At 60.3% G+C, this 18264-nt stretch carries 17 protein-coding genes; 8 read left to right on the top strand and 9 right to left on the bottom strand.

What is annotated here, in order from left to right; genetic code table 11:
* Nucleotides 1-109 precede the first annotated feature (109 nt).
* The 3 genes from J3D54_RS07035 (at nucleotide 110) to mgrA (ending at nucleotide 1958) form a co-directional block, all read left to right on the top strand.
* Nucleotides 110-292: a type II toxin-antitoxin system HicA family toxin gene (locus J3D54_RS07035; RefSeq protein ID WP_008005171.1), complete on the top strand. Its 183-nt coding sequence runs from the start codon at nucleotides 110-112 to the stop codon at nucleotides 290-292.
* Between the two features lie 59 nt (nucleotides 293-351).
* Nucleotides 352-753 carry a type II toxin-antitoxin system HicB family antitoxin gene (locus J3D54_RS07030; RefSeq protein WP_007903104.1) on the top strand — a complete coding sequence of 134 codons (402 nt, stop codon included), beginning with the start codon at nucleotides 352-354 and terminating at the stop codon, nucleotides 751-753.
* Between the two features lie 167 nt (nucleotides 754-920).
* Entirely contained in the window at nucleotides 921-1958 is a 1038-nt protein-coding gene (mgrA, locus tag J3D54_RS07025; protein WP_253417269.1) for an L-glyceraldehyde 3-phosphate reductase, read from the top strand.
* Between the two features lie 164 nt (nucleotides 1959-2122).
* Here mgrA and tauD read toward each other — a convergent pair whose 3' ends face one another.
* From tauD to J3D54_RS06990, 7 genes are all read right to left on the bottom strand, one after another.
* Nucleotides 2123-2965, bottom strand: coding sequence for a taurine dioxygenase (tauD, locus tag J3D54_RS07020; RefSeq protein ID WP_253417268.1), 843 nt, complete (start codon nucleotides 2963-2965; stop codon nucleotides 2123-2125).
* Nucleotides 2966-3004: 39 nt separating this feature from the next.
* Entirely contained in the window at nucleotides 3005-3838 is an 834-nt protein-coding gene (gene tauC / locus J3D54_RS07015; protein WP_253417267.1) for a taurine ABC transporter permease TauC, read from the bottom strand.
* On the bottom strand, nucleotides 3835-4629 hold the full coding sequence (tauB, locus tag J3D54_RS07010; protein WP_253417266.1) for a taurine ABC transporter ATP-binding subunit: 795 nt from the start codon (nucleotides 4627-4629) through the stop codon (nucleotides 3835-3837). The genes tauC and tauB overlap by 4 nt, the downstream gene beginning before the upstream one ends.
* 16 nt (nucleotides 4630-4645) lie before the next feature.
* On the bottom strand, nucleotides 4646-5623 hold the full coding sequence (gene tauA, locus J3D54_RS07005; RefSeq protein WP_253417265.1) for a taurine ABC transporter substrate-binding protein: 978 nt from the start codon (nucleotides 5621-5623) through the stop codon (nucleotides 4646-4648).
* 273 nt (nucleotides 5624-5896) lie between these two features.
* Complete coding sequence (gene gshA / locus J3D54_RS07000) at nucleotides 5897-7480, bottom strand: glutamate--cysteine ligase (protein ID WP_253417264.1); 1584 nt, start codon at nucleotides 7478-7480, stop codon at nucleotides 5897-5899.
* Nucleotides 7481-7822: 342 nt separating this feature from the next.
* On the bottom strand, nucleotides 7823-8206 hold the full coding sequence (locus J3D54_RS06995) for a PaaI family thioesterase (RefSeq protein WP_253417263.1): 384 nt from the start codon (nucleotides 8204-8206) through the stop codon (nucleotides 7823-7825).
* Nucleotides 8206-10530, bottom strand: coding sequence for a Tex family protein (locus tag J3D54_RS06990; RefSeq protein WP_253417262.1), 2325 nt, complete (start codon nucleotides 10528-10530; stop codon nucleotides 8206-8208). Before J3D54_RS06990 ends, J3D54_RS06995 begins: the two co-directional genes overlap by 1 nt.
* Before the next feature lie 361 nt (nucleotides 10531-10891).
* On the opposite strand from J3D54_RS06990, the gene ompR reads away from it, so the two are divergent.
* Both ompR and J3D54_RS06980 read left to right on the top strand, forming a co-directional pair.
* Complete coding sequence (gene ompR / locus J3D54_RS06985) at nucleotides 10892-11632, top strand: two-component system response regulator OmpR (RefSeq protein ID WP_253417261.1); 741 nt, start codon at nucleotides 10892-10894, stop codon at nucleotides 11630-11632.
* 115 nt (nucleotides 11633-11747) lie between these two features.
* On the top strand, nucleotides 11748-13061 hold the full coding sequence (locus tag J3D54_RS06980) for an ATP-binding protein (protein ID WP_007939543.1): 1314 nt from the start codon (nucleotides 11748-11750) through the stop codon (nucleotides 13059-13061).
* A 181-nt stretch (nucleotides 13062-13242) separates the two neighbouring features.
* Here the strand turns inward: J3D54_RS06980 and rimK are convergent, their stop codons facing one another.
* Together rimK and J3D54_RS06970 are read right to left on the bottom strand one after the other, a co-directional pair.
* On the bottom strand, nucleotides 13243-14148 hold the full coding sequence (gene rimK, locus J3D54_RS06975) for a 30S ribosomal protein S6--L-glutamate ligase (protein WP_007903081.1): 906 nt from the start codon (nucleotides 14146-14148) through the stop codon (nucleotides 13243-13245).
* A complete protein-coding gene (locus tag J3D54_RS06970; RefSeq protein ID WP_172901254.1) occupies nucleotides 14145-14606 on the bottom strand; it encodes an ATP-dependent zinc protease in 462 nt (153 codons plus the stop codon). Before J3D54_RS06970 ends, rimK begins: the two co-directional genes overlap by 4 nt.
* A gap of 233 nt (nucleotides 14607-14839) precedes the next feature.
* On the opposite strand from J3D54_RS06970, the gene J3D54_RS06965 reads away from it, so the two are divergent.
* The 3 genes from J3D54_RS06965 to J3D54_RS06955 all read left to right on the top strand — a co-directional run bounded on the left by J3D54_RS06965 (nucleotide 14840) and on the right by J3D54_RS06955 (nucleotide 18113).
* Complete coding sequence (locus J3D54_RS06965) at nucleotides 14840-15250, top strand: RNA-binding S4 domain-containing protein (RefSeq protein ID WP_253417260.1); 411 nt, start codon at nucleotides 14840-14842, stop codon at nucleotides 15248-15250.
* Between the two features lie 239 nt (nucleotides 15251-15489).
* On the top strand, nucleotides 15490-16392 hold the full coding sequence (hslO, locus tag J3D54_RS06960) for an Hsp33 family molecular chaperone HslO (RefSeq protein ID WP_019651505.1): 903 nt from the start codon (nucleotides 15490-15492) through the stop codon (nucleotides 16390-16392).
* A 179-nt stretch (nucleotides 16393-16571) separates the two neighbouring features.
* On the top strand, nucleotides 16572-18113 hold the full coding sequence (locus J3D54_RS06955; RefSeq protein WP_253417259.1) for a phosphoenolpyruvate carboxykinase: 1542 nt from the start codon (nucleotides 16572-16574) through the stop codon (nucleotides 18111-18113).
* Nucleotides 18114-18264 lie beyond the last annotated feature (151 nt).

The raw sequence follows: 18264 nt of genomic DNA, 5'->3' as shown, positions 1-18264 counted from the left end.
CTGGTCTACTTGTGTTCGGCTAATATTTATCAGGGTGTGTATCGTGTGTATTGAAGATGTGATCATCGCGTAATGTGCTCAGCAGATGCTGCCCACAAGGACGAAGGTGATGCGAAGTCGGGAAATGATCAGGATGATCGAGGAGGATGGTTGGTATCTGGTGGCCGTGAAAGGTAGCCATCATCAGTACAAGCACTCGTGCAAGTCAGGCAGGGTGACGATAAAACACCCTGATTCGGATCTTCCAAAAGGAACGATCAATAGCATATTGAAACAGGCGGGTCTGAAATGAGGCCCGACATCGGAAACGAGAGCCTCGAAGGGGCCGCATCACAGGAAGGACTCATCGAAATGAAATTCCCGGTCGTTCTGCACAAGGATGCCGACTCAGAATACGGAGTGATTATCCCGGACGTGCCGGGGTGCTTCTCCGCGGGCGCTACTGTGGCGCAGGCATTTGAAAATGTGAAAGAAGCGTTGGCTTTGCACTACGAAGGTCTGGTCGCCGATGGTGATCCACTTCCGCAGGTGCGTGAGATTGACGCTCATCTGGATAACCCTGATTACGCTGGCGGCGTGTGGGGTGTGGTCGAATTCGATATCACGCCTTATTTCGGCAAGTCGGTGCGCTTCAATGCCACGCTTCCTGAGCAGTTGCTTGAGCGTATCGACCAGACGGTCAGACGAGATCAGCGATATAGCTCAAGGTCTGGCTTTTTGGCGGCTGCCGCGCTACGTGAGTTGTCGGCGTAAGCGTTGGGCGTGGATATCGATTCTATGGAGGCAGGTCAGTTTTAAATAATCTGTGAAACGTTTCAGCAATGAGTCGAGTCCGAGGTTTATCGGTGTTTGTCCAAGCGTATGCTGGGCCACTTGCAAAGCAGTCGATATCACATTCAAGACAGACAAGAGAGGATTCGATGACCTACACCGCTGCCGAAAACCGCTACGACTCCATCCCTTACCGCCGCGTAGGCCGCAGCGGGCTGGTACTGCCGGCACTGTCCCTGGGGCTATGGCACAACTTCGGCGACAGTACGCCGATCGACACCCAGCGCTCGTTGCTGCGCACGGCGTTTGACTCAGGGATTAACCACTTCGACCTGGCCAACAATTATGGCCCGCCGTATGGCAGCGCCGAAATCAACTTCGGCCGTTTGCTGCGAGAAGACTTCAAGCAGTACCGCGACGAGTTGATCATCTCCAGCAAGGCCGGCTGGGACATGTGGCCCGGCCCTTACGGCCAAGGCGGCGGGTCGCGCAAATATGTGCTGGCCAGTCTCGACCAGAGCCTGCAACGGCTGGGCCTCGATTATGTGGACATCTTCTATTCCCACCGCTTCGACCCGGATACGCCGCTGGAAGAAACCGCCAGCGCACTGGCCACGGCCGTACAACAGGGCAAGGCCTTGTACATTGGTATCTCGTCTTACTCCGGGGTGAAAACCCGGGAAATGGCCGCGTTGCTCAAGGAGTGGAAAGTCCCGCTGCTGATCCACCAACCCGCCTACAACTTGCTCAACCGCTGGGTGGAGAAGGACCTGTTGGATGTCACCGACGAACTCGGTACCGGTGTGATCGCCTTCACGCCGTTGGCTCAGGGCCTGCTGACCGACAAATACCTCAACGGCATCCCGAAGGATGCGCGGGTCAATCGTCCGGGCGGTGACTCATTGCAGTCTTCGCACCTGTCTGAAGCCAACATCGCCCATGTACGTGGGCTCAACGAAATTGCCAGGCGTCGCGGCCAGAGTCTGGCGCAACTGGCGTTGGCGTGGACCCTGCGCGATTCACGGGTGACCTCGGCGCTGATCGGTGCGAGCCGGCCGGAGCAGATCATCGAGAACGTCGGGGCATTGAAGAACCTGAGTTTTAGCGTGGAAGAACTGGCGGAGATTGATCGATTTGCCCAGGAGGGCGGGATCAATTTGTGGGAGAAGCCTTCGATGGCTGAATAAGTGTTTGGCGCCGGATTTTCTGGCGTCTGTAATATCGCTATCGCGGGCAAGCCCGCTCCCACAGTGGATTTGTATTGACCAATATTTTGCGGTCAACCGATAACTTTGTGGGAGCGGGCTTGCCCGCGATGGGGCCATCAATTTCAGTACAAAAAACAGGCTGATCACCGAAAAAACGGCACATCCCCCAACACCGTCGCTCGCTGCATCACCCGCCGTGCCGGGCGGTAATCATCCACCGCGTAATGCTGGGTCACGCGGTTGTCCCAGAACGCGATGTCGTCTTTCTGCCAGCGCCAGCGAATGGTGAAGTCCGGCCGTGTGGTGTGGGTGAACAAAAACCTCAGAACGGCTTCGCTCTCGGTTTCCGACAACTCGTTGATCTTCGACGTGAAGCCCTCGTTGACGAATAACGAACGACGCCCGCTCACCGGGTGCGTACGAATCACCGGGTGCGACAGCGGTGGATTTTTGCGGCGAGCTTCTTCCCACTGGGCCAAGGCTTGCGGCGTGTTGCCATAGCGCTCCAGTGGAAACGAACGGGTGAAGTCGTGAGTGGCGGTCAGCCCTTCGAGCAAGGTTTTCATCGGCGCGGACAGCGCTTCATACGCCGCAACGCCGCTGGCCCATAACGTGTCGCCGCCAAACTCCGGCAGCAACTTGGCGCTGAGTACCGCGCCCATCGCCGGGGTCGGCAGGAACGTTACGTCGGTGTGCCAGATGGCGTTGTCCCGTACGTCGGTGACGGCGGTGTCGAGGATCAGCACTTCCGGCTGTTCCGGCACGTTCGGGTAGATCGGATGAATATGCAGGTCGCCGAAATAAGCGGCGAATCGCGCTTGCTGCGGTGGCTCGATCGGCTGATTACGGAAGAACAGCACCTGATGCTTGAGCAGCGCTTGTTCGATGGCGTCGCGTTGTTCCACGGTCAGTGGCTGGCTGATGTCGACGCCGCTGATTTGCGCGCCGAGGGCGCAGCTTAAAGGGACAATAGTCAGGTGGCTCATGGTGGCTCTCTTCAATCCGGGGTGTCGACACATGAATATTCAGTGAGCCTGGCCATGCCACGGCACCAGTTTGCGTTGCAGGGCACGCAGGCCCATTTCCATGGCGAAGGCGATCAGCGCGATCACCAGAATCCCCAGCACCACCACATCGGTGACCAGGAACTGTGCGGCCGACTGCACCATGAAGCCCAAACCGCTGGTGGCGGCGATCAATTCGGCGGCGACCAGTGTCGACCAGCCCACACCCAAACCAATGCGCACGCCAGTCAAAATATCCGGCAGGGCACTGGGCAGAATCACATGCCGAATCAACTGTGCCCGAGTCGCGCCCAACGACTGCGCGGCGCGCAATTTCGCCGGATCGACGGTGCGCACGCCTGTGGCGGTGGCAATCGCGATCGGGGCGAAGATCGCCAGGTAGATCAGCAACACTTTTGACAGCTCACCGATGCCGCACCAGATCACGATCAGCGGTAAATAGGCCAGGGGTGGAATCGGGCGGTAAAACTCGATCAGCGGATCGAGAATGCCGCGAGCAATGCGGTTGTGGCCGATGGCAATGCCGACCGGCACGGCGGTCAGCACCGCGAAGCCCAGACCCAAACCGATGCGGCTGAGGCTCGCGCCCAAGTGCTGCCACAAGGTCGAGTCCATGTAGCCGGTGGTCACCAGCAACCAACCTTTTTGCAGCACGGCGGAGGGGGGCGGCAGGAACAGCGGTTCGATCAAACCGGTGGCGGTGACGGCCCACCAGATCGCTAACAATGCGATCAAGGTCAATACGCTGATTGCGCGTGTGCCGATGCTGCGACGCAGCACAATCACCGTCGAGCCCGGTTTCACCGTCGTGGCGGGAATGTGATAGCTGCTCATGCGCGCTCCTGCCGCTGAACGGCACTGCGTTGGGAGAACACTTTGGCGAGCACGTGTTCGCGGGTTTCGATAAAGCGCGGGTCGGATTTGATCGCGCGCGCCGACTCGCCGGCGGCGTAACGCTGACCAAAATCCAGGCTTAGACGCTCGACGATTTGCCCGGGATTCGGCGCCAGCAGAATCAGGTCGGTGGCGAGGAACACCGCTTCTTCAATATCGTGGGTGATCAGAAACACCGGTTTGGCGGTGCGTTGCCACACTTGTAACAGCAGCTCCTGCATCTGCTCGCGGGTGAAGGCGTCGAGGGCGCCGAAGGGCTCGTCCATCAGCAACACCCGAGGGTTGGCGGCGAGGGCACGAGCCAGGCCGACACGCTGTTTCTGCCCGCCCGAAAGTTGCCAGATGCGGCGGTTCTCGAAACCGGAAAGGTCCACCAGTGCGAGCATTTCCCGGGCGCGCTGTTCACGTTTTTCCCGCGCAGCGCCGGCCAGTTCCAGACCGAATCCGACGTTGGCCAGAACGTCCTGCCAAGGCAGCAGGGCATCATCCTGAAACACCACGCCGCGCTCGGCACTCGGGCCTTTGACCGGCACGCCGTCAAGGGTGATGCGCCCGGCACTGGGCTCGACGAAACCGGCAATCAGGTTCAACAGCGAAGTCTTGCCACTGCCGGAAGGGCCGAGGGCGACCAGCAACTGCCGGGGCCCAAGGCTCAGGGAAATATCCGCCAGCACAGGTTCCGGGCTGCCGGGGTACTGTGCGCTGATGCGCTCCAGCTGTAGCAAAGCCATCGCGGTTAACTCCCGATCAGTTGGTGATGTACTTGGCGCTGACGTACGGCGCGTAGTCCGGCAGCACGGCCTCGACCTTGCCCTGTTCCTTGAGGAACACAGCGGTGTCGGTGATGGCCTTGGTGGTGGGTGCGCCGAGGGTGATCACCTGATCAGCCGCCAGTGGATACACGTTGCCTTGCAGCAGCAGCGGAATATCGCTGGCCTTGGCACCGGAGAGTTTCACCAGTTTGTCGACGTTGCTTTGATTGGCCAGCCAGGCTTGCGGGTCCTTGCGGTAGTCGGCGTAGGCATCAAGGGTCACTTTGGCGAATGCGGTGACGATCTCCGGATGCTTCTCGGCGAAGTCCTTGCGCACGATCCAGGCATCGAAGGTCGGAGCGCCGAACTTGGCCAGCTCGCCGGAAGTGATCAGTACTTTGCCGTTTTCCTTGGCCACACCGAGGGCCGGGTCCCACACGTAGGTGGCGTCGATGTCACCGCGTTTCCATGCCGCGATGATGGCTGGCGGCGCGAGGTTGAGTACGGTGACTTTCGACGGGTCGATGTTCCAGTGTTTCAGCGCGGCGAGCAGGCTGTAGTGGCCGGTGGAGACGAATGGTACGGCAACTTTCTTGCCGATCAGGTCTTGCGGGGTCTTGATCCCGGAACCATCGCGGGCGACCAGTGCTTCGGCGGCACCGATCTGGGTGGCGATGAGGAAGGTTTCCACCGGGACTTTGCGGGTGATTGCCGCCGTCAGGGGGCTGGAGCCGAGGTAGCCGATCTGCACATCGCCGGAAGCGATGGCGGCGATGATGTCGGCGCCGCTATCGAATTTTCGCCAGTCGATCTTGGCGTTGGTGGCTTTTTCGTAGGCGCCGTCGGCCTGGGCGACTTTGGCCGGGTCAACGGTGGTCTGGTAGGCGACGGTCACGTCTGCCGCCTGAGCCAGGAAACTCGCCGCAGCCAACGACGCGGCCGCCAGGAGGCGAAGGGGGAAAGTCAGTTTCATCGGGAAGCTCCTTTTCAGACGACCGAGAATCGGCGTGAAAGGAGACTAAATGATATAAGAAACCTAAAATAAATAACTTTTTAGAATGAGCTTATGAGCGGAAAATTCTAAGGGAGACCGTTGTGGCGAGGGGGCTTGCCCCCGTTGGACTGCGCAGCAGTCCCAAAACCGACACGCGTAATATTTCGGATAAACCGAGTCGCCTGCATTACGACTGCTGCGCAGCCGAACGGGGGCAAGCCCCCTCGCCACAGGGGGACCTGCTCTGGCAGATTAGTTACTGATCGCCAGAATGCTCGCCTGATACGCCCCGACAAACACATCGAAATCGCCGACTTCGTTCTGTTCCAGCTCCGTCTGCTGAGCCAGCGATGAACGCGCCAACGCTTCAAATTTAGCCTGTTCTTCGCTGGAAAGCGGCTCGCTGCGGAAAAACTCTGCATGCACCTGACTCTGGCGCAAGGAGAACCGGGCGAAGCTTTCCTTGTGCTCGGCCATCGCTGCCAGCACCTGGGCCGATGGCGTCAGGGACGAGTCCTGGACCTTGGCCATTTGGGCGTCCAGCGCCTTGCTGTGGGCATCGCCGCCATGGCTCTGATCCAGCAACGCCGCCAATGGTGCAATCTTCTCCAGCAATTCGCCGGCCCATTCCTTCATGTCCACCGCTTGCCCGTCGCGTTGCAGCTGCAGGCCCGGACGACGACCTTCCTTGACCACGCTGAGGAAGTTCGAGGTTGCGTTACCGCAGCTGGTACTGGTCAGCAGCGGGCTGTCGTTCAGCGCGCAGTACAGCAGGAATGCGTCGAGGAACCGTGATTCGGTGAGGTCGATGCCCATCGGCAGGAACGGGTTGATGTCCAGGCAGCGCACTTCTACGTATTGAATGCCGCGGGCCACCAGCGCCTGAATCGGCCGTTCGCCGGTGTAGGTCACGCGCTTGGGGCGGATGTTGGAGTAGTACTCGTTTTCGATCTGCAGGATGTTGGTGTTGAGCTGAACCCACTCACCGTCCTTGTGTGTACCCACCTCGACGTACGCTGGATACGGCGTAGCCACCGCTTTGCGCAGGCTGTCGGTGTAGCTGGTCAGGTCGTTGTAGCACGGCGTCAGACCGGCCTGGGCGTTGCTCTGGTAACCCAGATCGCTCATGCGCAGGCTGGTGGCGTACGGCAGGTACAAGGTGTCCGGATCCAGTTGTTCCAGCTGATGCGAGCGACCGCGCAGGAAACCGGCGTCCAGCGCAGGGGACGCGCCGAACAGGTACATCAGCAGCCAGCTGTAGCGACGGAAGTTGCGGATCAGCGCGATGTAGGCTGACGACTGATAATCGCGGTCGGTGCCGACAAAGCCTTCAGCCTCTTTAAGCAGCGGCCAGAGCTTTTCCGGCAGGGAAAAGTTGTAGTGAATCCCGGCGATGCACTGCATCGTCTTGCCGTAACGCAGGGCCAGGCCCTTGCGATAGACGTATTTCAGTTGACCGATGTTGGAGGTGCCGTAATAGGCGATCGGGATGTCTTCCTCGGCCGGCAACGGGCACGGCATCGACGGACTCCACAGGTACTCGTCGCCGAGTTTGCTATAGGCAAACCGGTGTATCTTGTCCAGGCTCGCCAGCGTATCCGCCGGGTCTGGCAGGGCCGGCGTGATGAACTCCAGCAGTGACTCGGAGTAGTCAGTGGTGATTTGTTCGTTGGTCAGCGCGGAACCCAATGCTTCGGGGTGCGGCGTTTGCGCCAGGCGCCCTTCGCCCGTCACGCGCAGGCATTCACGTTCGATGCCGTGAAGGCACTGTTCGAGCAGAGAGAGGTTAGCGCGCTCGCCGAGCAGAGCCAGGCGGCGGTTGAGAAGTTCGCTCAAGTTGGATTCCTTCACGCGTCAGTCGCCCCAATATGGGGGTGGGCAAGACGGTCTACAAGGGTGAAGTTGAAACTGGCGTTTTCGCCTGGTTTTCGGGCCGCACTGGCCTGCTGTCAGCCAGCGCCGCAATCCCCGCTGGGAGCGGGCCCGTGGCGAGGGGGCTTGTCGGAACGCCGCATCGCCCCGTTGGGCTGCGAAGCAGCCCCAAAACCTCTGATGTTCCAAGATCTTGTGAGTGCTACGCACTCAAACGGGGGCAAGCCCCCTCGCCACAAGCGCTCCCACAGAAACTCCGACGCTGTAGTCACAGCGCCGAAATTAACTCAAATTGATGATTGGGGGCTACAGGACAGCGAACGTGCCTTGTGCTTTTGCGACCAGTTTGTCGCCTTGCATCACATCGGCCTCGACGACAAGCGTGCGACGGCCCGGGTGGATCACCCTGGCCGTGCACATCACTTCACCGTCGGCGACGGCGCGGATGTAGTTGATCTTGCACTCGATGGTCGCGCTCTGCTGGTCAAAGCCGTGGGTGCTGGAGCAGGCCAGCCCCATGGCAATGTCCACCAGACTGAACAAGGCGCCGCCGTGCAGCTTGCCGCCGCGATTGCGCAGTTCTGGTTCCAGCGCCAGGGCGACTTGCGCCACCCCGGCCTCCAGGCTGTGCAAGCGACACCCCAGCAGCTTGAAAAACGCGCTTTCGATCAAGCCGGCCGGGATCTCCATCAACGTTTCTTCAACTGCTTGGCGTTGGCAAACAGCGACGCCATGGCGTTGTTGGTCGGAGCCGCTGCCGGGGTTTCCTTGCGCGGCGCGGTGTTCTGGGATTGGCGCGGAGCCGACCCCGGACGTGCACCACGGGCACCGTCGATCTTCTCGCCCGGGGTGTCGCTCATGCGCATCGACAGGCCGACGCGTTTGCGCGGGATATCGACTTCCATGACCTTCACCTTGACCACATCACCGGCCTTCACCGCTTCGCGTGGATCCTTGATGAACTTCTCCGACAGCGCGGAAATGTGCACCAGACCGTCCTGATGCACGCCGATGTCGACGAAGGCACCGAAGTTGGTCACGTTGGTGACCACGCCTTCGAGGATCATGCCCAGTTGCAGGTCCTTGAGGTCTTCGACACCGTCCTGGAACTCGGCGGTCTTGAACTCGGGACGTGGGTCGCGGCCAGGTTTCTCCAGCTCTTGCAGGATGTCGGTGACCGTCGGCAGGCCGAACGTTTCGTCAGTGTATTTCTTCGGATCCAGGCGCTTGAGGAACGCGGCGTCGCCGATCAGCGAACGAATATCGCGGTCGGTTTCAGCGGCAATGCGCTGCACCAGCGGATAGGCTTCCGGGTGAACCGCCGACGAATCCAGCGGGTTGTCGCCATTCATTACGCGCAGGAAGCCGGCGGCTTGTTCGAAGGTTTTTTCACCCAGGCGGGCGACTTTCTTCAGGGCCGCACGGGTTTTGAACGCACCGTACTCGTCGCGGTGGGCAACGATGTTCTGCGCCAGGGTCGCGTTGAGGCCGGAGATGCGCGCCAGCAGCGCCACGGACGCAGTATTGACGTCCACGCCCACGGCGTTCACGCAGTCCTCGACCACTGCGTCCAGGCCGCGCGCCAGTTTCAGCTGCGACACGTCGTGCTGGTATTGGCCAACGCCGATGGATTTCGGATCGATTTTCACCAGCTCGGCCAGCGGGTCCTGCAAGCGACGAGCGATGGACACCGCGCCACGGATCGACACGTCCAGGTCCGGGAATTCCTTGGAAGCCAGTTCCGAGGCCGAGTAAACCGATGCACCGGCCTCGGAGACCATGACTTTGGTCATCTTCATGGCTGGGTATTTTTTGATCAGCTCAGCAGCCAGTTTGTCGGTTTCACGGCTGGCGGTGCCGTTGCCGATGGCGATCAGGTCCACCGAATGCTTGGCGCACAAGGCGGCGAGCACGGCGAGGGTCTGGTCCCACTTGTTGTGCGGCACGTGCGGGTAAACCGTGGCGTGGTCCAGCAGCTTGCCGGTGGCGTCGACCACGGCGACCTTGCAGCCGGTGCGCAGGCCCGGGTCGAGGCCCAGGGTGGCACGCGGGCCGGCCGGAGCGGCCAGCAGCAGGTCGTGCAGGTTGTGGGCGAACACGTTGATCGCTTCGGTTTCCGCGCCATCGCGCAGTTCGCCCAGCAGGTCGGTTTCCAGGTGGGTGTAGAGCTTGACCTTCCAGGTCCAGCGCACCACTTCGCCCAGCCATTTGTCGGCGGCGCGGTTCTGGTTCTGGATGCCGAACTGCTGGCCGATCATGCCTTCGCACGGGTGCATGGTGCCCGGCAGTTCGTCGCCGACTTTCAGCGCGGAGCTGAGAATGCCCTCGTTGCGGCCACGGAAAATCGCCAACGCGCGGTGGGACGGCATGCTTTTCAGCGGTTCGTCGTGCTCGAAGTAGTCGCGGAACTTGGCGCCTTCCTCTTCCTTGCCGGCGATCACGCGGGCACTGAGGGTGGCTTCCTGCTTGAGATAGCTACGCAGCTTGTCCAGCAGGCCCGCGTCTTCGGCGAAGCGCTCCATGAGGATGTACTTGGCACCTTCCAGGGCGGCCTTCACATCGGCCACGCCTTTTTCGGCGTCGATGAAACGCGCGGCTTCGGTTTCCGGGTTCTGGGTCGGATCGTTGAACAGGCCATCGGCCAGTTCGCCGAGGCCGGCTTCCAGGGCGATCTGGCCCTTGGTGCGGCGCTTCTGCTTGTACGGCAAGTACAAGTCTTCGAGGCGGGTCTTGGTGTCGGCGAGCTTGATGTCGCGCTCAAGTTGCGGGGTCAGCTTGCCTTGCTCCTCGATGCTGGCGAGGATGCTGATACGCCGTTCGTCGAGTTCTCGCAGGTAGCGCAGACGCTCTTCCAGATGACGCAGTTGCGTGTCATCGAGGCTGCCGGTCACTTCTTTCCGGTAGCGGGCGATGAAGGGTACCGTGGAGCCTTCATCGAGTAGCGCGACGGCCGCTTCGACCTGTTGAGGGCGCACGCCCAGTTCCTCGGCGATGCGGCTGTTGATGCTGTCCATAAAACCACCTGACAAATTGTGAAAGCAGGCTCGCAGGCGCAGAGATAAAGGCTCGGCGAGTCTGGTTGAGCGGCCTGGCGAGCGCCGCTACCTGGATCAACAGGCTTGCCGTTGACCCGTGAAATCGAACAGTTACTGCTTGCGCCATGAAAATAAAAAGTGGCTGCCGGCAATAACGATCAGACGTTGCCTGACACAAAAGGCCGCGCATTATAACCAGCGTTCTGTCATTCGGGGGCATTGCAGGCTGTAGGCAAAAAGGCCGGTTTTCTGGCGGTGAAGGAAAAATCTGCTAACAATGCACTCGGTGCGTATAACGGCAGCTACGCCATAATGCGCGCCGAGATCAAAGGAGCATCCAATGAGCAGCACTGCACAAACTGCTGAAGGCGAAAAAATTCTTATCGTTGACGACGATCCGGGGCTGAGCAGCCTGCTGGAGCGTTTTTTCGTCAGCAAGGGCTACCGTGCCCGCGCCGTCCCGAACACCGAGCAAATGGACCGCCTGCTGGCGCGTGAAGTGTTCAACCTGGTCGTCCTCGACCTGATGCTTCCCGGCGAAGACGGCCTGACCGCCTGCCGCCGTCTGCGTACGGCGAACAATCAGATTCCAATCATCATGCTCACCGCCAAGGGCGACGAGCTGAGCCGTATCAAGGGCCTGGAACTGGGCGCCGACGATTACCTGGCCAAGCCGTTCAACCCGGACGAGCTGATGGCCCGGGTCAAAGCGGTGCTGCGGCGCCAGGCAGCACCGGTGCCGGGTGCGCCGGGCAGCGAAGACGAAAGCGTGACCTTCGGTGACTACGAACTGTCCCTGGCCACCCGCGAACTCAAGCGCGGCGACAAAGTGCACATGCTCACCACCGGTGAGTTCGCGGTGCTCAAGGCGCTGGTCATGAACGCCCGTCAACCGCTGACCCGCGACAAGCTGATGAACCTGGCCCGTGGCCGCGAGTGGGATGCCCTGGAGCGTTCCATCGACGTGCAGATCTCCCGTCTGCGCCGGATGATCGAGCCCGATCCGTCCAAACCGCGCTACATCCAGACCGTCTGGGGCGTGGGCTACGTGTTCGTTCCGGATGGCACCGCCACGAAGTGATCGGTGATTTGTAGGAGCGGGTCCTGCGGGTAATGGGTCAGATGACCTTTCCCGCAGACTCGCGATCCGCAATATGCGAGCATCGCTCGCTCCTGCAAGTGTGTAGCGGTTACCCATGAAAACCCCTGTTTGGTTCCCCCAGAGCTTCTTCTCCCGCACCCTGTGGCTGGTGCTGATCGTCGTCCTGTTCTCCAAGGCGCTGACCCTGGTTTATCTGTTGATGAACGAAGACGTGCTGGTGGATCGCCAATACAGCCACGGTGTCGCCCTGACGCTGCGTGCTTATTGGGCCGCCGATGAAGAAAACCGCGCGAAAATTGCCGATGCTGCGACCCTGATCCGGGTGGTAGGCGCCGGTGTGCCGGAAGGCGAGCAGCACTGGCCGTACAGCGAGATCTACCAGCGACAGATGCAGGCCGAACTGGGTGCCGACACCGAAGTACGATTACGCATGCACTCGCCGCCGGCGCTGTGGGTCCGGGCGCCCAGCCTGGGCGATGGCTGGCTGAAAGTGCCGCTGTACCCGCATCCGTTGCGCGGCCAGAAAATCTGGAACGTGCTCGGCTGGTTCCTCGCCATTGGTCTGCTATCCACCGCCTCGGCGTGGATTTTCGTCAGCCAGCTCAATCAACCGTTGAAACGTCTGGTCTATGCCGCGCGGCAACTTGGTCAGGGCCGCAGTGTGCGCCTGCCGATCAGCGACACGCCAAGCGAGATGACCGAGGTCTATCGCGCCTTCAACCAGATGGCCGAAGACGTCGAACAGGCGGGGCGTGAGCGCGAGCTGATGCTGGCCGGGGTGTCTCACGACCTGCGCACGCCGCTGACCCGTTTGCGGCTGTCCCTGGAACTGATGGGCGATCACAGCGACCTGACGGACGACATGATCCGCGACATCGAAGACATGGACGCGATTCTTGACCAGTTCCTGGCCTTCATTCGCGACGGTCGTGACGAGTTGGTGGAAGAAGTGGACCTGAGCGATCTGGTTCGCGAAGTCGCCGCGCCGTACAACCAGAACGAAGAGAAAGTGCACCTGCGCCTGGAGCCGATCCAGCCGTTCCCGTTGCGTCGGGTGTCGATGAAGCGACTGCTGAACAACCTGATCGGCAATGCCCTGCATCACGCTGGCAGCGGAGTGGAAGTGGCGGCTTATGTGTCCGGGGATACCAGTGCGCCGTATGTGGTGCTAAGTGTCATGGACCGTGGCGCGGGGATCGATCCGTCAGAGCTGGAGGCGATTTTCAACCCGTTCACCCGCGGTGATCGGGCCCGGGGCGGGAAGGGGACTGGGTTGGGGCTGGCGATCGTGAAGCGGATCGCCTCAATGCATGGCGGGAATGTCGAGCTGCGCAACCGGTCCGGCGGTGGGCTGGAAGCGCGGGTGCGGTTGCCGCTGGGGTTGATGTTGCCACGGGATGCTGTTTAAGCGTCGTACACAACCTCTGTGGCGAGGGAGCTTGCTCCCGCTCGGTTGCGCAGCGACCGTGAAATCAGGCAACCGTATTTCAATGAAAAAACACGGTTGCCGGTTTCGGGAGCCCTTCGGCCGGGACCACCAGCCCGGTTCAGCGGGAGCAAGCTCCCTCGTCACAGGGACTGAGTAAGCTTCACCCTTTACCTTTGGTCCGCGTCATATTCGGTCCGCCATTCTTCTCCAGATGCTCAATGATGATCCCCGCCACGTTCTTCCCGGTGGTGGTTTCAATCCCTTCCAGCCCCGGCGACGAGTTCACTTCCATCACCAACGGGCCGTGATTGGAGCGCAGGATATCCACACCCGCCACCGCCAAACCCATGACCTTCGCTGCACGCAACGCGGTCATGCGTTCTTCCGGGGTGATCTTGATCAGGCTCGCACTGCCACCGCGATGCAGGTTGGAGCGAAATTCCCCTGGCTTGGCCTGGCGCTTCATCGCCGCGATCACTTTGTCGCCGACCACGAAGCAACGAATGTCCGCGCCGCCGGCTTCCTTGATGTACTCCTGAACCATGATGTTCTGCTTCAAGCCCATGAAGGCCTCGATCACCGATTCCGCCGCCGTGGCCGTTTCACACAGCACCACGCCGATGCCCTGGGTGCCTTCCAGCACCTTGATCACCAGCGGCGCGCCGTTGACCATCTCGATCAAGTCGGGAATGTCATCCGGGGAGTGCGCAAAACCGGTGACCGGCAAACCGATCCCCCGGCGCGACAGCAATTGCAGGGAACGCAGTTTGTCGCGCGAACGGGCGATAGCCACCGATTCGTTGAGCGGAAACACCCCCATCATTTCGAACTGGCGCAGCACCGCGCAGCCGTAAAACGTGACCGATGCGCCGATCCGCGGGATCACCGCATCGAAACCCTCCAGAGGTTTGCCGCGGTAGTGGATTTGCGGCTTGTGACTGGCAATGTTCATGTAGGCGCGCAGGGTGTCGATCACCACCATTTCATGGCCACGCTCTATACCGGCTTCGACCAGACGACGGGTGGAATACAGACGCGGGTTCCGCGACAGCACAGCGATCTTCATGCAACACCTGTGGAGAGGGTAGATACCGGGAACACCGGCTTGTCTTGTACATATTTGATGCCCGGATTGACCACCAACTGGCCGTCGATCAGGGCTTTGGAACCGAGTAACAGGCGATAACGCATGGACTTGCGGCAGGCGAGGGTGAACTCGACCCGCCAGACCCGATCACCGAGGGCCAGGGTGGTACTGACCACATAGCGCATCTGCGCGTGGCCGTTGGAGCTTTTAATGGTTTTCATCGTCACCAGCGGTGCTTCGCAGCGCCGGTGCCGTAATTGCACCACCGTGCCCAGGTGCGCGGTGAAGCGCACCCACTGTTCGCCGTCGCGCTCGAACGGCTCGATGTCGGTGGCATGCAGGCTGGAGGTGCTGGCGCCGGTGTCGATTTTTGCCCGAAGGCCCGCGACTCCCAAATCCGGGAGCGCCACCCACTCGCGCAGACCGACAACGGTCAAATGGTCAAATGTCTTCAAAAGTGCTCAACCGGCAAAAAACCGCTCAGGCCGTGTGCGGCCGAATTCGCGGTATTCACGCAGAATAATGGGTAAAAGGCGACAGATATCTACGGCCCGGAATTTCATCCCTCAAACAGGGGGGGAATGCCTGCATTCTAATCCACAGCGTTGTGATTCATGGCACGACAGAAACGGTAGTACAGTTCATCGATATTTCAGAATGAGGTCATCCAATGGCACAAAAAAGCGAAGAGGACGACAAGGTCCGTCTCGATAAATGGTTGTGGGCCGCGCGCTTTTATAAAACACGTGCCTTGGCCAAGGCCGCGATTGAAAGCGGCAAGGTGCATTGCCGGGGTGAGCGCTGCAAGCCAGGCAAGGAGCCGAGGATCGGTGACGAGTTTCAGATCCGTGCCGGCTTCGAGGAGCGTACGGTGGTGGTCCAGGCGTTGTCGATCGTGCGTCGTGGCGCACCGCAAGCTCAGGCCCTGTATGCCGAAACCGAAGCCAGCATTGCCAAGCGCGAAGCGGCGGCGGCCATGCGCAAGGCCGGGGCGTTGGGCGTGAGTACCGACGGCAAACCGAGCAAGAAACAGCGCCGGGATTTGTTCAAGTTTCGCGGCAACAGCAACGACGAGTCGTGACGGCCGTCGGGCGCAGACTTGTAATCGCCTGCCTGTGCAGCCATATGGGGGATATTCGCCAACGGCGCATTTCGCAGGTGAAAGCACCGCTCGTCGAAAACCGAGGTTTGACCTTGCTTGGAACAACCCCGAATTGTTCATAAAATGCCGCTATGGCTAAGCTCACCCCCAAAAGTGCTGCTACGGCGTGTTTCATTTTTTTGTAACCTTTTTTGTCACCACTTCAGATACCCAGACCTATGACCGATCTACCGGATACCGACTACACCCAACGCTTCATCTTCGATGACAGCGACACCCGCGGCGAACTGGTGGCATTGGAGCGTAGCTATGCCGAAGTCCTCGCCAAACACACCTATCCGGAGCCGGTCGCGCAACTGCTGGGCGAGCTGATGGCGGCTGCAGCGTTGCTGGTAGGCACCTTGAAGTTCGATGGCTTGCTGATTCTTCAGGCCCGTTCCGAAGGCCCGGTGCCGATGCTGATGATCGAGTGCTCCAGCGAGCGCGAAATTCGCGGCCTGGCCCGTTACCACGCCGAGCAGATCGCGCCCGATGCGACGCTCGCCGACCTGATGCCCAATGGCGTGTTGGCGCTGACGGTCGACCCGACTCAAGGCCAGCGTTATCAGGGCATCGTCGATCTCGACGGCGAAACCTTGTCCGATTGCTTCACCAACTATTTCGTCATGTCGCAGCAGGTTGGCACCCGCTTCAAGCTGTACGCCGACGGCCGTCGTGCCCGTGGCCTGCTGTTGCAGCAATTGCCTGCCGACCGTCTGAAAGATGAAGAAGATCGCGCCGCCAGTTGGCAGCACATCACCGCCCTGGCCAGCACCCTGACCGCCGACGAATTGCTGAGCCTGGACAACGAAACCGTGCTCCATCGCCTCTACCATGAAGAGCAAGTGCGTCTGTTCGATGTGCAGAAACTGCGCTTCCATTGCAGTTGCTCCCGGGAACGCTCAGGCAATGCGTTGGTCAGTCTGGGTCTGGAAGATGCGCAGCAGCTAGTCGTCGAACATGGCGGCAGCATCGAGGTCGATTGCCAGTTTTGCAACGAGCGCTACCTGTTCGACGCGGCCGATATCACCCAATTATTCGCCGGTGCAGGGGTTGATACGCCGTCAGATACCCGTCACTAAAACGTTTCAGCGCAGGTAAATTCACTGCTTAACGCCGGAATAACGCCGTTCTGACGGGAGGGCCCTACACTTTTTGGGCTTTTCTGGCATAATCCGGCCCACTTTTTTCGCGGTAGTAGTGCACGACTTTCTACTACAAAACGTTTGGAGCACTCGGCCACTGGCCGACGGGGAACCTCATGACGCAAGCCAATAACGCCGTGTACACCGATCTGAGTGTTGATGATCTGGTTAAACAAGCCCTCAATCGCGGTGAAGGCGAGCTTGCCGATACCGGCGCGCTGGTTGTTCGCACCGGTCACCGTACCGGCCGTTCGCCAGTCGATCGTTTCATCGTTGAAGAGCCGACCACCCAGGACGCCATTGCCTGGGGCCCGATCAACCGCAAGTTCCCGGCCGACAAGTTCGATGCCCTGTGGGCTCGCGTCGAGGCGTTCAACAACGCGCAAGAGCATTTCGTTTCCCATGTGCACGTAGGTTCGGCTGAAGAGCATTACCTGGCCGTGAAAATGACCACCCAGACTGCCTGGCAGAACCTGTTCGGTCGTTGCCTGTTCATCAACCCGGCCCAGTACAACCCGGCCGGTCGTGAAGAGTGGCAAGTTCTGAACGTCGCCAACTTCGAGTGCGTGCCAGAGCGTGACGGCACCAACTCCGACGGCTGCGTGATCATCAACTTCGCCCAGAAGAAAGTGCTGCTCGCCGGCATGCGCTACGCCGGTGAAATGAAGAAAGCCATGTTCTCGGTGCAGAACTTCCTGCTGCCGGCCGCCGACGTGTTGCCAATGCACTGCGCCGCCAACATCGGCGAAGAGGGCGACGTGACCCTGTTCTTCGGTCTGTCCGGCACCGGCAAGACCACCCTGTCCGCCGACGAAAGCCGTTACCTGATCGGTGACGACGAGCACGGCTGGGGCGAGGGCGTGGTGTTCAACATCGAAGGCGGTTGCTATGCCAAGTGCATCGACCTGTCCGAGAAGAACGAGCCGGTCATCTGGAAAGCCATCAAACACGGCGCAGTCCTGGAAAACGTTGTTATCGACGACGCCAAGCACGCCGACTACACCGATGTCAGCCTGACCCAGAACAGCCGCGCCGCCTACCCGCTGGAGCACGTAGCCAAGCGTTCCGAGAAGAACCTGGGCGGCGAGCCAAACGCAGTGATCTTCCTGACCTGCGACCTGACCGGCGTGCTGCCGCCAGTGTCGATCCTCAATGAAGAACAAGCGGCCTACCACTTCCTGTCCGGCTACACCGCACTGGTGGGCTCGACCGAAATGGGTTCCGGCAGCGGCATCAAGTCGACCTTCTCCACCTGCTTCGGCGCACCGTTCTTCCCGCGTCCGGCTGGCGAATACGCAGAACTGCTGATCAAACGCATCCGCGGCTTCGGCTCCAAGGTCTACCTGGTCAACACCGGCTGGACCGGCGGCGGCTACGGCGTCGGCAAACGCTTCAACATCCCGACCACCCGCGGCGTGATCGCAGCGATCCAGAGCGGCGCGTTGATCGGTGCTGAAACCGAACACCTCGACATCATCAACCTCAACGTGCCAAAAGCCGTACCGGGCGTTGAGACTGGCCTGTTGAACCCACGTAACACCTGGGCTGACAAGGCTGCTTATGATGAAGCCGCGAAAGCACTGGCTGGGTTGTTTGTTGAGAACTTCAAGAAGTTCGACGTGAGCGACGCGATCAAGGCTGCTGGGCCGAAGTTGTAAGAATCGGTGGTGGTTTGAGGTAAGAGAAAGCCGCCCTTTGAGGGCGGCTTTTTTGTGGGCGCGATTCAGTTCTCTACGAGACAGAACTGGCATTATTCCCGCAGTAAACACGCTAAACAGCCAGAATAATTCCACTTCTGTTGTTCAGGTC

It is taken from the genome of Pseudomonas sp. GGS8, from assembly GCF_024168645.1.
Classification (GTDB): Bacteria; Pseudomonadota; Gammaproteobacteria; order Pseudomonadales; family Pseudomonadaceae; genus Aquipseudomonas.
The sequence above is the reverse complement of the archived record's forward strand: the minus strand, read 5'-3'. Positions and strand labels throughout refer to the sequence as shown.

What these genes read in the sequence shown, in the direction of transcription:
- J3D54_RS06955 (WP_253417259.1), top strand. Translation starts at nt 16,572, where the DNA reads ATGACGCAAGCCAATAACGCCGTGTACACCGATCTGAGTGTTGATGAT.
- tauB (WP_253417266.1), bottom strand. Translation starts at nt 4,629, where the DNA reads ATGGCTTTGCTACAGCTGGAGCGCATCAGCGCACAGTACCCCGGCAGC.
- mgrA (WP_253417269.1), top strand. Translation starts at nt 921, where the DNA reads ATGACCTACACCGCTGCCGAAAACCGCTACGACTCCATCCCTTACCGC.
- rimK (WP_007903081.1), bottom strand. Translation starts at nt 14,148, where the DNA reads ATGAAGATCGCTGTGCTGTCGCGGAACCCGCGTCTGTATTCCACCCGT.
- hslO (WP_019651505.1), top strand. Translation starts at nt 15,490, where the DNA reads ATGACCGATCTACCGGATACCGACTACACCCAACGCTTCATCTTCGAT.
- J3D54_RS07030 (WP_007903104.1), top strand. Translation starts at nt 352, where the DNA reads ATGAAATTCCCGGTCGTTCTGCACAAGGATGCCGACTCAGAATACGGA.
- tauD (WP_253417268.1), bottom strand. Translation starts at nt 2,965, where the DNA reads ATGAGCCACCTGACTATTGTCCCTTTAAGCTGCGCCCTCGGCGCGCAA.
- J3D54_RS07035 (WP_008005171.1), top strand. Translation starts at nt 110, where the DNA reads ATGCGAAGTCGGGAAATGATCAGGATGATCGAGGAGGATGGTTGGTAT.
- tauA (WP_253417265.1), bottom strand. Translation starts at nt 5,623, where the DNA reads ATGAAACTGACTTTCCCCCTTCGCCTCCTGGCGGCCGCGTCGTTGGCT.
- J3D54_RS06965 (WP_253417260.1), top strand. Translation starts at nt 14,840, where the DNA reads ATGGCACAAAAAAGCGAAGAGGACGACAAGGTCCGTCTCGATAAATGG.
- J3D54_RS06995 (WP_253417263.1), bottom strand. Translation starts at nt 8,206, where the DNA reads ATGGAGATCCCGGCCGGCTTGATCGAAAGCGCGTTTTTCAAGCTGCTG.
- J3D54_RS06980 (WP_007939543.1), top strand. Translation starts at nt 11,748, where the DNA reads ATGAAAACCCCTGTTTGGTTCCCCCAGAGCTTCTTCTCCCGCACCCTG.
- ompR (WP_253417261.1), top strand. Translation starts at nt 10,892, where the DNA reads ATGAGCAGCACTGCACAAACTGCTGAAGGCGAAAAAATTCTTATCGTT.
- tauC (WP_253417267.1), bottom strand. Translation starts at nt 3,838, where the DNA reads ATGAGCAGCTATCACATTCCCGCCACGACGGTGAAACCGGGCTCGACG.
- J3D54_RS06990 (WP_253417262.1), bottom strand. Translation starts at nt 10,530, where the DNA reads ATGGACAGCATCAACAGCCGCATCGCCGAGGAACTGGGCGTGCGCCCT.